This is a genomic window from Streptomyces sp. NPDC001920 (assembly GCF_053594495.1).
The window spans coordinates 193,480-205,974 of the sequence record NZ_JBSFEP010000003.1 but is presented as its reverse complement, the minus strand read 5'-3'; the positions used below and the strand labels follow the sequence as shown (position 1 = coordinate 205,974).

13 protein-coding genes, 1 tRNA gene and 1 pseudogene are annotated in these 12,495 nt (G+C 69.9%); 3 read left to right on the top strand and 12 right to left on the bottom strand.

The features are described 5' to 3' along the window. Positions 1-198 precede the first annotated feature (198 nt). From ACWCPI_RS06240 to ACWCPI_RS06210, 7 genes are all read right to left on the bottom strand, one after another. Positions 199-1,032: a hypothetical protein gene (locus tag ACWCPI_RS06240; RefSeq protein ID WP_451036992.1), complete on the bottom strand. Its 834-nt coding sequence runs from the start codon at positions 1,030-1,032 to the stop codon at positions 199-201. Positions 1,033-1,183: 151 nt separating this feature from the next. Further along, the gene (locus ACWCPI_RS06235; protein ID WP_451036991.1) at positions 1,184-2,002 is read right to left on the bottom strand and encodes a hypothetical protein; all 819 of its coding nucleotides are present in this window, start codon (positions 2,000-2,002) and stop codon (positions 1,184-1,186) included. Positions 2,003-2,134: 132 nt separating this feature from the next. Continuing rightward, on the bottom strand, positions 2,135-2,860 hold the full coding sequence (gene rplA / locus ACWCPI_RS06230) for a 50S ribosomal protein L1 (protein WP_019756560.1): 726 nt from the start codon (positions 2,858-2,860) through the stop codon (positions 2,135-2,137). Positions 2,861-2,937: 77 nt separating this feature from the next. Next, positions 2,938-3,372 carry a 50S ribosomal protein L11 gene (rplK, locus tag ACWCPI_RS06225; RefSeq protein ID WP_046419431.1) on the bottom strand — a complete coding sequence of 145 codons (435 nt, stop codon included), beginning with the start codon at positions 3,370-3,372 and terminating at the stop codon, positions 2,938-2,940. 166 nt (positions 3,373-3,538) lie between these two features. Continuing rightward, positions 3,539-4,396 (bottom strand): transcription termination/antitermination protein NusG, encoded by an 858-nt coding sequence (gene nusG / locus ACWCPI_RS06220; protein ID WP_451036990.1) that lies wholly within the window; start codon positions 4,394-4,396, stop codon positions 3,539-3,541. A gap of 80 nt (positions 4,397-4,476) precedes the next feature. Further along, positions 4,477-4,764, bottom strand: a complete 288-nt coding sequence (secE, locus tag ACWCPI_RS06215; protein ID WP_019756556.1) for a preprotein translocase subunit SecE — start codon at positions 4,762-4,764, stop codon at positions 4,477-4,479. Between the two features lie 108 nt (positions 4,765-4,872). Next, positions 4,873-4,945, bottom strand: a tRNA-Trp gene (locus ACWCPI_RS06210). Between the two features lie 285 nt (positions 4,946-5,230). Here ACWCPI_RS06210 and ACWCPI_RS06205 point away from each other — a divergent pair. The 3 genes and pseudogenes from ACWCPI_RS06205 to ACWCPI_RS06195 all read left to right on the top strand — a co-directional run. Then, positions 5,231-6,457, top strand: a complete 1,227-nt coding sequence (locus ACWCPI_RS06205; protein WP_451036989.1) for a pyridoxal phosphate-dependent aminotransferase — start codon at positions 5,231-5,233, stop codon at positions 6,455-6,457. Between the two features lie 122 nt (positions 6,458-6,579). After that, on the top strand, positions 6,580-7,611 hold the full coding sequence (locus ACWCPI_RS06200; protein WP_451036988.1) for an adenosine deaminase: 1,032 nt from the start codon (positions 6,580-6,582) through the stop codon (positions 7,609-7,611). A 186-nt stretch (positions 7,612-7,797) separates the two neighbouring features. Further along, positions 7,798-8,210, top strand: a pseudogene (locus tag ACWCPI_RS06195) (NAD(P)H-binding protein); the annotation flags it as partial. A gap of 42 nt (positions 8,211-8,252) precedes the next feature. Here ACWCPI_RS06195 and ACWCPI_RS06190 read toward each other — a convergent pair. The 5 genes from ACWCPI_RS06190 to ACWCPI_RS06170 form a co-directional block, all read right to left on the bottom strand. Continuing rightward, the gene (locus ACWCPI_RS06190) at positions 8,253-9,308 is read right to left on the bottom strand and encodes a UDP-N-acetylmuramate dehydrogenase (RefSeq protein WP_451036987.1); all 1,056 of its coding nucleotides are present in this window, start codon (positions 9,306-9,308) and stop codon (positions 8,253-8,255) included. Positions 9,309-9,392: 84 nt separating this feature from the next. After that, on the bottom strand, positions 9,393-9,773 hold the full coding sequence (locus ACWCPI_RS06185) for a DUF3291 domain-containing protein (protein ID WP_451036986.1): 381 nt from the start codon (positions 9,771-9,773) through the stop codon (positions 9,393-9,395). Positions 9,774-9,803: 30 nt separating this feature from the next. Beyond that, positions 9,804-11,264 carry an MFS transporter gene (locus tag ACWCPI_RS06180; RefSeq protein WP_451036985.1) on the bottom strand — a complete coding sequence of 487 codons (1,461 nt, stop codon included), beginning with the start codon at positions 11,262-11,264 and terminating at the stop codon, positions 9,804-9,806. A gap of 112 nt (positions 11,265-11,376) precedes the next feature. Beyond that, positions 11,377-11,940 carry a TetR/AcrR family transcriptional regulator gene (locus ACWCPI_RS06175; RefSeq protein WP_451036984.1) on the bottom strand — a complete coding sequence of 188 codons (564 nt, stop codon included), beginning with the start codon at positions 11,938-11,940 and terminating at the stop codon, positions 11,377-11,379. Between the two features lie 124 nt (positions 11,941-12,064). After that, the gene (locus ACWCPI_RS06170) at positions 12,065-12,493 is read right to left on the bottom strand and encodes a MaoC family dehydratase (RefSeq protein WP_451036983.1); all 429 of its coding nucleotides are present in this window, start codon (positions 12,491-12,493) and stop codon (positions 12,065-12,067) included. Positions 12,494-12,495 lie beyond the last annotated feature (2 nt).

The window sequence follows — 12,495 nt, the reverse complement described above, 5'->3', positions numbered from 1 at the left end:
GTCGGACGCACGGGATGTGCGCACTCCGGGAGCTCTTCCACTGTCACCTGCGCGGGTCGTCCGCATTTCAGCGGATCCTTCGGCCACCGCGCCCTCATGCGAGCGCACGGCAACGACCAGCGGTCTTTGGCTTCTGTAGGAGAGTACGGGACGCCGTCGCCGTCAGGCAAATCGGCCCTTACGGTGCCCAGCTCCTGCTCAGCTCCCGCTCTCCTGCAACGGCTTGCGCAGGTCGGCGGTGTCCGCGGCGCGGGGTGCCCGGACGGCCACCGGCCCGTCCTGGTCGAGGAAGGTGAAGGTGAGGTCGAGCGCACCCCGGCGGCCGGCGCCCTGGGTACGGAGCCGCTTGACGCGGTCGTCGCCGTCGACCCAGACGTCCAGGGTGAGCGCGTCCACGCCCAGCTTCTCGTACTGGTCGAGGCTGTTCTCGCGTCCCCTCCGGGCGGCCGCGTCCTCGACGCCGTCGAGGGAGGCCCGGAGCTCGTCGACGGCGGCCGTGCCCGCGTAGTGGGCGGTGTCGACGCCGTCGACCGTCTCGGTGCCGATCCGCTCCACGTCCTCCGCGGCGGCCAGGAAGGCGGCTTCCCGGGCCGGGTTCCGGCTCACCTGGTCACGCAGACCGGCGACGTCCATGCGCAGTCCGCCGGCCGTGGTGAACTCGGCGGCCGGCCCGTAGCTGATCCAGTGTCTGCCGCCCATCTCCTTCACCATGTCGTCGGTCGCGCTCGCGTACAGCACCCCGTCGACCAGGCGCAGTTCGGACTCGCCCCGGTCCTCGCCGCTCAGGTTGGCCGTTCTGAGGCGGGCGGCGGTCGGCTTCGTGCGTACGGACGCCTCGTCCGCGATCTTCCCGCGCTCCGGCATCCGGCCGGTCACCCGGTACCGCAGGAACGGGACGCGCTCGGTCCGCTCCGCGGCCCGCTCGACGGCCTGCGCGGCCGACGAGTCCCCGGACCGTCCGGCTTCGGCCCCCGCCCCGCAGCCGGCGAGGAGCAGCGCGGCCAGGACGGCCCCCGCCGTCCGACGCGGCACGGCCACAGGCAGGGCAACACATATGGAACGCCTCATCGATTCCCCCAAGGAAGCATGGCTGGTGCGTGGTCGGCGCACAGCAGGACCGGGAGCGTATCCGGCGGCGGCCGAGCCGTCCCGTGAATTGAGCGCTGCCCCGCGGCGGGCTGGCTCACCGGGTGCCGTCGAGCCCCCCGCGTATCTTCAGCAACTCCTTGAAGTCCGCGGTGTCCCCCGCCGGAGGCTTCTCGACCGGGGCCTTCACCCCGTAGTCGGCGTAGTAGGCGGTCTGGGTCAGTCCTCCGGTGGCCGTACGCCCCTTCTCGACCTTCTTGACCAGCAGGTTCCGGTCGTCGACCCATATCTCCACGGTCTGTGTCCCGGAGCCCTCCCCCTGCACGGTGCCGGAGTACCGCGTGGCGCGCACGCCCCGCACCGTCTCCTCACCGACCTTGCGTACGTCCGCGGAGGACAGCAGCAGCTTCACCGCCGTGTGGGGCGCGTTGCCGCGCATCTGGTTCGCCAGGTCCGCTCCGGCACCTCCCGCGAGATTCTTCAGGTCGTCGTAGACGTACCTGATCCAGTGCTTGCCGTCGGCCTTCTCGGCGAACGTCTCGCCCAGGCGCGCGTAGTAGGCGTCGGGGAGATAGCGGGCCTCCATCGACGTGGTGCCCAGCCGGCGCATCGTCTCGGCCGTCGTGCCGCCGGTGTATGTGATCTTCAAGGTGCCGGTGAGGCCGTCGCTCCAGGCGAGGGCGCCGTCGGCCTTCATGGACAGCGACGAGCCCATGGTGGTGGTGGACCTGACGCGGGCCGACTCGGCGCGGTCGGTGGAGCGCTCGACGGTGCGCAGGGCGGCTGTCACGGCGGCGTCGGGGGCGGAGCGGCTTTCCTCGGCAGGGCTGTCGGAGGACGTGCAGGCGGCGAGAGCCGTCAGCGCGGTGATCAGCGCGATCCAGAACGCCGACCGGCGCGCCCTCGTGCTCGTCATTCGTCCCCCCTGTGTGAATCCCGTGAATGCACGTTAACCCAGGGCACTGACAGACGGGCCGGAGAACGGCAACGGGCCCCGCACCCGGGAAAGGGGTGCGGGGCCCGTCTACGAGCCTGGTGAGCCGGTGGCTCAGACCGCGGCCGGGTCCTCCTCGACGAGGAGGTTGCGGGTGCGGTTCGGGTCGACCGGAATGCCGGGGCCCATCGTGGTGGTGATGGCGGCCTTCTTGATGTAGCGACCCTTGGCGGCGGACGGCTTCAGACGGAGGATCTCCTCCAGCGCGGCGCCGTAGTTCTCCACCAGCTTGCTGTCGTCGAACGACACCTTGCCGATGATGAAGTGCAGGTTCGAGTGCTTGTCGACGCGGAACTCGATCTTGCCGCCCTTGATGTCGGTGACGGCCTTGGCCACGTCGGGGGTGACGGTGCCGGTCTTCGGGTTCGGCATCAGACCACGCGGACCGAGCACACGGCCGAGGCGGCCGACCTTGCCCATGAGGTCCGGGGTGGCGACGACGGCGTCGAAGTCCAGGCGGCCCTTCGAGACCTCGTCGATCAGTTCGTCGGAGCCGACGATGTCGGCGCCCGCGGCCTCCGCGGCCGCAGCACGGTCACCGGTCGCGAAGACCAGGACCCGGGCGGTCTTACCGGTGCCGTGCGGAAGGTTCACGGTGCCACGGACCATCTGGTCGGCCTTACGCGGGTCGACACCCAGACGGAAGGCGACCTCGACGGTGCCGTCGAACTTGGTCGTGGACGTCTCCTTGGCGAGACGGACGGCCTCGAGCGGGGCGTAGAGCTTCTCCCGGTCGACCTTGGCGTCCGCAGCGCGGAGAGTCTTGCTGCGCTTGCTCACTACTGCTCCTGGGTTTTCTTAGGAGTTGTGGTCCGGGCCGAGCAGGCCCTGCCACCGACTGCTTGGGGAGGTTGGGGTCAGCCCTCGACCGTGACGCCCATGGAACGGGCGGTGCCGGCGATGATCTTCGCGGCGGCGTCCAGGTCGTTGGCGTTGAGGTCGGGCATCTTGGTGGTGGCGATCTCGCGGACCTGCGCCTCGGTGATCTTGGCGACCTTGGTCTTGTGCGGCTCGCCGGAGCCCTTCTCCACGCCCGCGGCCTTGAGGATCATCTTGGCGGCCGGCGGCGTCTTGGTCACGAAGGTGAAGGAGCGGTCCTCGTAGACCGTGATCTCCACCGGGATGACCCAACCGCGCTGCGACTCGGTCGCGGCGTTGTAGGCCTTGCAGAACTCCATGATGTTGACGCCGTGCTGACCCAGCGCGGGGCCGACCGGCGGGGCCGGGTTGGCGGCACCGGCCTGGATCTGGAGCTTGATGAGCCCCGTGACCTTCTTCTTCTTGGGAGGCATAGCTCTCCGGTTCCTCTCTTCGGGTCCTACCTGCGCCCAGATGGCTCTTCTGGATGCAGGCATACCGCACAACGATAACGGGTATAGATGCGCGGCCAAAAACCGAGCAGGTCAGACAAGCTGTGACAGCCGGTCTGACCTGTTCGGAGGCTCTTTCCTGAAGAAGCTAGTTCTTCTGGATCTGGTCGAAGCTCAGCTCGACCGGGGTCTCACGACCGAAGATCTCGACGAGACCCTTGACCTTCTTCGAGTCGGCGTTGATCTCGTTGATGGTCGCCTGCAGCGTCGCGAACGGGCCGTCGGTGACGGTGACCGAGTCGCCGACCTCGAAGTCCAGCACCTGGACCTCGACCTTGCGCTGCGGGGCGGGCTTGCCCTCGGCCTCGGCGGCCTCGCGGGCGGCCTTCTCCTCGGCCTCCGGGGCGAGCATCTTGACGATCTCGTCCAGGGTCAGCGGGTACGGGTCGTAGGCGTTGCCCACGAAGCCGGTGACGCCGGGGGTGTTGCGGACGACGCCCCAGGACTCGTTCGTCAGGTCCATGCGGACCAGGACGTAACCCGGCAGCTTGTTCTGCTTGATCGTCTTGCGGTCGCCGTTCTTGATCTGGACGACCTCTTCCTGCGGCACCTCGGCCTGGAAGATGTAGTCCTCGACGTTCAGCGAGACGGCGCGCTGCTCCAGGTTGGTCTTCACGCGGTTCTCGTAGCCGGCGTAGGTGTGGATGACGTACCACTCGCCGGGGAGGGTGCGCAGCTCCTCGCGGAGCGCCGCGACGGGGTCGACCGGCTCGGCCTCCTCCTCGGCGGCCTCGACGGCTTCGGCGTCGCCCTGCGAGGACTCGTCCTCGGGCTCGTCCTCCACGTGCAGCGCGGCTTCCTCGGCAGGCTCGCCCGCCTCGGCGTCGGCAGCCTCGACCTCGTCCAGGTCCTCGTCCGCGCCTTCGACGATGTCGAGCTCGTCTTCCACGGACTCGACACCCTGCCCGTGTGGCTCGATGGCGTCGTTCACGTTCTGGTCAGACACGGTGGCTGCTTCTTCCTGGATACATAGGGGTGGAACATGCGAAAGGGGCGCCGGTAACCACGGCGCCCTTCGCTCTTGGCTCAGCCAAAGACGTACTTGGCGGCGTTGTCGAGCCCATAGTCAATCACGGTCACCAGGCCGATCATGATGACGACGAAGATGATCACCACAGTGGTGTACGTCATCAGCTGGTTGCGCGTCGGCCAGACGACCTTGCGGAGTTCCGCGACGATCTGGCGGTAGAAGAGCGCGAGTCGCTTCAGCGGGCCCTTCTTGGCACGCTTGCCGCCCTTGCGGGTCTTCTTCTTGGACTCCGGCGCCTCGTCCTGGGCATCAGGCATGTCGATGGAGCCCACGGCGTCCGTCACTCGTCCTCACCTGATTCCGGGTCGTGGCCGTGCCGCGCCCGGTCTGAGCCGCACGGCGGTGCATTGCTGTACGTACATGCGCACACATCCTGGCGAAGGTGTGTGTAGCAGGGCCGGAGGGACTTGAACCCCCAACCGCCGGTTTTGGAGACCGGTGCTCTACCAATTGAGCTACGACCCTTTGGTGTGTCCCCCAACGTACCGCATCCAACCGGGTGCTCGCTGTGCACCGTGTGGCTGCGGGCTGCTGAAGGCCAACGAGGTGAGAGTGTACGTGGTCGCGAGCGCCTCGTCGAACAGATAGTGCCCGCTGAGGGCTTGGTCGGCGGAGGATCGCCCGGTGATCGGGCGAGCGGCGAGGCAAGATCGCGCAGGCCGCGGCCTGGATCCGGACGGATGTTCAGCTGATGTTCAGTCTGTGAAACCCCCGTGCCGGGCGCGTTTCCGGTCTGAAACCATGGACCCCATGAGCGCTGCAACCCCTCCCTCCGAGCGCCGGGTCTCCGCCCGAATCGGCGCGATCTCCGAGTCCGCCACCCTCGCCGTGGACGCCAAGGCGAAGGCCCTCAAGGCCGCCGGGCGTCCCGTGATCGGCTTCGGCGCCGGTGAGCCCGACTTCCCGACCCCGGACTACATCGTCGAGGCCGCCGTCGAGGCCTGCAAGAACCCGAAGTACCACCGCTACACCCCGGCCGGTGGTCTGCCCGAGCTGAAGTCCGCGATCGCCGCGAAGACGCTGCGTGACTCCGGCTACGAGCCCGACGTCTCGCAGATCCTGGTCACCAACGGCGGCAAGCAGGCCATCTACGAGGCCTTCGCCGCGATCCTCGACCCGGGCGACGAGGTCATCGTCCCGGCCCCCTACTGGACGACGTATCCGGAGTCGATCCGCCTCGCGGGCGGTGTCCCGGTCGAGGTCGTCGCCGACGAGACGACCGGCTACCGCGTCTCGGTGGAGCAGCTGGAGGCGGCCCGTACGGAGAAGACGAAGGTCGTCCTGTTCGTCTCCCCCTCGAACCCGACCGGCGCGGTCTACACCGAGGCCGAGACCGAGGCCATCGGCCGCTGGGCCGTCGAGCACGGCCTGTGGGTGCTGACCGACGAGATCTACGAGCACCTGGTCTACGGCGAGGCCGCCGCGGTCTCCCTGCCGGCCCTGTTCCCCGAGCTGCGGGACAAGTGCATCGTCGTCAACGGCGTGGCCAAGACGTACGCCATGACCGGCTGGCGGGTGGGCTGGGTCATCGGTCCGAAGGACGTGGTGAAGGCCGCGACCAACCTCCAGTCGCACGCGACGTCGAACGTCTCGAACGTGGCGCAGGTGGCCGCGATCGCCGCCGTGTCCGGTGATCTGGACGCGGTGGCGAAGATGCGGGAGGCCTTCGATCGCCGCCGCAAGACGATCGTCCGGATGCTCAACGAGATCGACGGCGTGGTCTGCCCGGAGCCCGAGGGCGCCTTCTACGCGTACCCGTCGGTGAAGGCCCTGCTGGGCAAGGAGATCCGCGGCAAGCGCCCGCAGAGCAGCGTCGAGCTGGCGGAGCTGATCCTGGAGGAGGCCGAGGTCGCGGTCGTCCCGGGTGAGGCGTTCGGCACGCCGGGCTACCTGCGGCTGTCGTACGCCCTCGGTGACGAGGACCTCGTCGAGGGTGTGAGCCGGATCCAGAAGCTGCTGGCCGAGGCGCGGGACTGACGGTTCCGTATCGGCCCGGGGCACATACCAGATCTGGTATGTGCCCCGTTTGTTTGTGCGAGCAAGACCACGAATGGGGAAACCGCTACCGGGACGGCGGACACGTGCGGCAGGATCCTGGAATGGAGCGCGTACGTGATGTCTCTGAGCTGCCGAAAGCCCATCTGCACCTGCATTTCACCGGCTCGATGCGGCCGACGACCCTGCTGGAACTGGCCGACAGGTACGGGGTGCGCCTGCCCGACGCGCTGACCGACGCCCTGACCGGTGGAGAGCCTCCGAAGCTGCGCGCGACGGACGAGCGGGGCTGGTTCCGCTTCCAGCGCCTGTACGACGCGGCGCGCTCGTGCATCAGACAGCCGGAGGACATCCAGCGGCTGGTCAGGGAGGCCGCGGAGGAGGACATCCGGGACGGCTCCGGCTGGCTGGAGATCCAGGTGGACCCGACGTCGTACGCGCCCCGCCTGGGCGGCCTGATCCCGGCGCTGGAGATCATTCTGGACGCGGTGGAGACGGCGTCGCGCGACACCGGCCTCGGGATGCGCGTCCTGGTCGCGGCGAACCGGATGAAGCACCCGCTGGACGCCCGCACGCTGGCACGGCTCGCGGTGCGCTACGCCGACCGGGGCGTGGTCGGCTTCGGGTTGTCGAACGACGAGCGCCGGGGCATGGCACGGGACTTCGACCGTGCCTTCCACATCGCCCGTGAGGGTGGACTGCTGTCGGCGCCGCACGGCGGCGAACTGACCGGCCCCTCCTCGGTGCGTGACTGCCTGGACGACCTGCACGCCGACCGGCTCGGCCACGGCGTGCGGGCGGCGGAGGACCCGCGACTGCTCAAGCGCCTCGCCGACAGGGGTGTGACCTGCGAGGTCTGTCCCGCCTCGAACGTCGCCCTCGGCGTCTACGACAAGCTTGAGGACGTCCCGCTGCGGACCCTGTACGACGCCGGCGTCCCGATGGCCCTCGGCGCCGACGACCCCCTGCTCTTCGGCTCCCGTCTCGCCGCCCAGTACGACATCGCCCGTCGGTATCACTCCTTCACGGACGCGGAGCTGGCGGAACTGGCCCGGCAGTCGGTGCGGGGCTCCGCGGCGCCGGAGGAGGTCCGAAGGAAGCTGTTGGCGGGGGTGGACGACTGGCTCGCCGCCTAGCGCGTCACGCGGCGAGCCCGGAGACCAGCGTCCGTGCCGGCCGGGCGGCGAACCCGGCCGCGTCGGGCCGCCCCTGCGCCGCTTCGTGGGCGACGGCGCGCTGGGCGCAGGCGCCGAGGAGCAGCGACGCGCCCGCGAAGGTGTCGGCGCTCCTCCAGGGAGTGCCGGCCCGGCTCGGCCGGGAGGCTGCTGAGCAGCGGGGCGAAGGCTCTGGACGCGGGGCACCAGGTCACGGCGGTGGTGCGGGATCCGGCGCGGTTCACCGTGGCCGACGAGCGGCTGGGGGTGTCCGTGCCCGCCTGAGCGACCCATTGGCCCTGCGCCCCGCGGTCGCGGGGAGGGACGCCGTGCTGTCCGGGCTCGGCGCCCGCGGCCGCCAGGACGCCGGGGTGGCGGCACGACTGACTCGTACGGTGCTGGGCGCTCTGGAGGCCGAGGAGGTGCGGCGCCCCGTCGTGGTGAGCGCGGCCCCGGTCGGTCGCCAGCCCGAGGGCGGCTTGGGCGGTTCCCCGCGCGGGGGCCGGTTCCTGGCGCGTGCCGATGTGGCGCACGCCATGCTGGGCGCGGTCGGCGACCCGGCCACCGTGAAGCAGGGGGTGGAGTGGCCTACTGAGGGGGAGTGCGCCGCGAGGTGGCGGCTCTCACAGGCTCACGCCGACCGTCACCGGCTCGTTGACCAGGGTGATTCCGAAGGCATCACGGACCCCCGCGACGACCTCGCGGGCGAGCGTGAGAAGGTCCTCGGTGGTCGCATCGCCACGGTTGGTGAGGGCCAGGGTGTGCTTGGTGGAGATGCGGGCGGGGCCGGTGCCGTACCCCTTGGTGAAGCCCGCCTTGTCGATGAGCCAGGCCGCGGAGGTCTTGGTGTGCCCCTCCCCCGCCGGGTACGCGGGCGCCTCCACGCCGTCGCCGAGACGCTCACGCACGCGCGCGCGGAACACCGCGAACTGCTCGTCGGTCAGGATCGGGTTGGTGAAGAACGATCCGGCCGACCAGGTGTCGTGGTCCTCGGGGTCCAGGACCATGCCCTTGCCGGTACGCAGCTTCAGCACGGTCTCGCGCGCGGCGGCCAGCGGCACGCGGTCGCCGGGCTCGACGCCGAGGGCGCGGGCGGTCTCGGCGTACTTGATCGGGGCGGAGAGGCCGGCGGCGTCCTCCAGCCGGAAGCGGACACGCAGGACGACGTAGCGCTCGGGATCGGCCTTGAAGCGGCTGTGGCGGTAGGAGAAGGCGCACTCGGCGTTCGGCAGGACGACGGTTTCGCCCGCCTCACGGTCGTACGCGATCACCTCGGTGATCGTCGAGGAGACCTCCTGGCCGTACGCCCCGACGTTCTGGATCGGCGTGGCACCCGCGGAGCCAGGGATTCCGGCGAGGCACTCGATACCGGCGAGCCCGGCCTCCACGGTCCGGGCGACGGCATCGGTCCACACCTCGCCGGCGGCCAGTTCGAGGCTGGTGCCGTCCAGCTCGAAGCCCTTGGTGGCGATCACCAGCGCGGTGCCGGCGAAGCCCTTGTCCCCGATGACCAGGTTGGATCCACCGCCGATCAGCAGCAGCGGGGTCCCACTGGCGTCCGCCTCGCGCACGACGTCGATCACCTCGGCGTCGGTGGTGGCGGTGACCAGGCGGGTGGCGGGGCCGCCCAGCCGGAAGGTGGTGAGGGGGGCGAGGGGGGCGTCGTGGAGTTCCTGCACGGGCTCAAGACTACGAGACGGCACTGACAGCCCCGGCACCCGTACAGGGCGCCGGGGCCGATGCGCACCACGCGCGCGTGCCCTTCACGCCAGGCGCCGGAACACCTGCGGCCAGTCGACCGGGAGGTCGTCGCTCGACGCCTGCCAGGTGGCGAACTTCGCGTCCCGCATCTGCGAGGACAGGCCCCGCGCCGCGGGGGCGTGGGCGCCCGAGCGGGCGAACTCCTTGAGCGCCGCGGGCGACTCCCAGGCCGACAGCGTCCAGAAGGTGCGCTTGAACGGCTCCGCCTTCAGGGATGCCCCGTACGCTCCGGGCGCCCGGCTCACCTGCCGCCACACGCCCGGCGTGCGGGCGAAGAAGAGCAGCGCTCCCCACAGCGTGCGCGTCTCGAAGCGGGAGGCGAAGACGTGCACCTCGGTGGCGGGCGGCGCGGGGTACGCAACGGTCCAGGGAAGTGTGGGCATGACTGCTCCTTGTGGTCCGAGGTGGGGTGGTCAGTGCGAGGCCGTCTCCAGCGCCGGACGCGGTGCCGCTTCGGCCGGGCCCGCAATTTCGTCGGCGCGCCGCCTGCCCGGGATCAGCAGGGCCGCGACTCCGGCGACGGCCACCACTGCGGCGCCGGTCACCAGGGCGGGCCGCAGACCGTCGACGAAGGTCTGTCGGGTCTCGTAGCCGCCCTGCGCGGAGAAGATGGACGCCATGACGGCGATACCGAGCGCCCCGCCGACTTCGCGCAGCGCGTTGTTGGCGCCGGAGGCGATGCCCTGCTCCGAGGCCCGGACGCTGGACATGACCAGGGCCGAGGCCGGAGCGAAGAACAGGGCCATGCCGACACCGCTGACGATCAGGGCGGGCAGCTGGGCGGCGTAGGAGGCGTCGACGGTCGCGACGGAGGCCATGTAGGCGAGCCCGGCCGCCTGGAGGAACAGGCCGGTCGCGACGACGGGACGGCCCCCTATGCGGTCGGAGAGGATGCCGGCGATCGGCGCGACGAGCATCGGCATACCGGTCCACGGCAGCATCCGCAGCCCCGCCTCGGTGGGCGTGTAGCCGAGTACGCCCTGCATGTACTGGCTGAGCAGGAAGATCGAGCCGAACATGCCGAGGAACATCAGCATGCTCGCCGCGTTGATCCCTGCGAACGCACGCGAGCGGAACAGGCGCATCGGCAGCATCGGGTTCTTGGCGCGGACGCTGTAGAGGACGAACCCGACGAGCAGCGCCCCTCCGGCGAACAGGCCGGTCAGGACCATGGGACCGGTCCAGCCGTCGGCGGGTCCACGCACCAGGCCGTACACGATCCCGAACAGGCCGCCGCTGGCGAGCAGGGTGCCGGGGACGTCGAGCGGGGCACCGGTGCCGTAGGACTCGGCGAGGCGCAGACGGGCGAGCGGCAGCAGGGCGAGGCCGAGCGGAACGTTCAGCCAGAAGATCCACTGCCAGGAGATGTGCTCGGTGAGGCTGCCGCCGATGAGCGGCCCCGACGCGATCGCGAGCCCGTTGACGGCACCCCAGATGCCGTACGCCATCCCGCGCTTGGCGGCGGGCACGGCCGCTGTCAGCAGGGTCAGCGTCAACGGCATCATGACGGCCGCGCCGGCGCCCTGGACCGCGCGGGCGGCGATCAGCGAGTCGATGCCCGGCGCGAGGGCCGCGGCGGCGGACGCGCCGGTGAAGACCGTGATGCCGGCGAGGAAGAGCCGTCGGCGGCCGAAGCGGTCGCCGAGCGCCGCGCCGAACATCAGCAGGACGGCGAAGGTGAGGGTGTAGGCGCTGACCGTCCACTCCAGGTCGTGCAGCCCTCCGCCCAGGTCCTCACGGATGGAGGGCAGCGCGGTGGTGACGACCAGGTTGTCGAGTGACGCCATGAACCCGGCGACGCTGGTGAGTGCGAGGGCCCAGCCGGCTCCGCCCAGGCGGGCGGTTGACGGATGGTGTTCGGTCTGGTGTGACATCGCTCCCCCAAGGGTGACGCGTTGCTGACTACTGAAGGTTCCGACTTGGATAGTTATCAGTCACTAACTTTCAGGGGCATGAAGAGACGTGGGCACCTCAGAACCCCCACCTCTAAGACCGCCCCTCGCGGCGCTCCGACGACTCCATCCCGGCCCAGACCCGGTGCCCGGAAGGAAACCCCATGGCCACCAGGCAGTTGATGAGCATGCCATAGGCCATGAACGTCGTCGTCTTGTCGACGTCGGCGCCCAGCGGCAGGTGAACGGTGTCCCACAGCCGCATCCAGCCGACTCGCACGGCCTCGCCGAACTCGTGGTCGCCCTCCTCGTCGGCGGCCGCCACGGCGAGGTACATCTGCATCTGCATCATCAGCCGCTCGGGCTGCTCCGAGACGACCTTCCGGTACGCGTCCCCCATGGCGTGCAGGGCCTCTTCGCCCTCCAGCCCCTCGGAGGCCTCGGCGAACATCCGGATGGTGTCCTCGACACAGCGCTCCGCCGCCGCGAGAAAGATCGCCTTCTTGCCCGGGAAGAGCCGGAAGAGGTACGGCTGCGAGACGCCGACACGCTTGGCGATCGCCTCGGTCGAGGTGCCGTGGTAACCCCCACGCGCGAACTCGGCCATCGCCGCACGAATGACGCTCTCACGCCTCTCTTCTGCGCTCATCCTGACCATGGGGACTAAGTTAGTACTCAATCACTAACTAAGTCAAGGTAGGGCCGGGCGCAAGCCGGCATCCACGCGTAAGGGGCGCCCCAATATGGAGAACGCCCCTTACCGCCCGGCACGCGCGCGTTGTTCACGCCAGTCGTACGACCGCCCGCGACATCCCGAGCACCTTCTGCCCGGCGCTCTTCACGGTCAGGTCCACACGGACCTTGTTGTCGTCGAGCAGGGCCGCGACCTTGCCGCTGACCTCGATCGTGGCGCCCTGCTCGTCGTTCGGGACGACGACGGGCTTGGTGAAGCGGACGCCGTACTCGACGACCGCGCCCGGGTCACCGGTCCAGTCGGTCACCACACGGATCGCCTCGGCCATGGTGAACATGCCGTGCGCGATGACGTCGGGCAGCCCGACCTCCTTGGCGAACTTCTCGTTCCAGTGGATCGGGTTGAAGTCACCGGAAGCCCCCGCGTACTGGACGAGCGTGGCGCGGGTCACGGGGAAGGTCCGGGTGGGCAGCTCGGTGCCCACCTCGACCTCGCCGTACGTGATCTTCGTCGTCATCG

What these genes read in the sequence shown, in the direction of transcription:
- ACWCPI_RS06205 (WP_451036989.1), top strand. Translation starts at nt 5,231, where the DNA reads ATGAGCGCTGCAACCCCTCCCTCCGAGCGCCGGGTCTCCGCCCGAATC.
- ACWCPI_RS06200 (WP_451036988.1), top strand. Translation starts at nt 6,580, where the DNA reads ATGGAGCGCGTACGTGATGTCTCTGAGCTGCCGAAAGCCCATCTGCAC.
- ACWCPI_RS06175 (WP_451036984.1), bottom strand. Translation starts at nt 11,940, where the DNA reads ATGGTCAGGATGAGCGCAGAAGAGAGGCGTGAGAGCGTCATTCGTGCG.
- ACWCPI_RS06185 (WP_451036986.1), bottom strand. Translation starts at nt 9,773, where the DNA reads ATGCCCACACTTCCCTGGACCGTTGCGTACCCCGCGCCGCCCGCCACC.
- rplK (WP_046419431.1), bottom strand. Translation starts at nt 3,372, where the DNA reads ATGCCTCCCAAGAAGAAGAAGGTCACGGGGCTCATCAAGCTCCAGATC.
- ACWCPI_RS06235 (WP_451036991.1), bottom strand. Translation starts at nt 2,002, where the DNA reads ATGACGAGCACGAGGGCGCGCCGGTCGGCGTTCTGGATCGCGCTGATC.
- ACWCPI_RS06180 (WP_451036985.1), bottom strand. Translation starts at nt 11,264, where the DNA reads ATGTCACACCAGACCGAACACCATCCGTCAACCGCCCGCCTGGGCGGA.
- ACWCPI_RS06170 (WP_451036983.1), bottom strand. Translation starts at nt 12,493, where the DNA reads ATGACGACGAAGATCACGTACGGCGAGGTCGAGGTGGGCACCGAGCTG.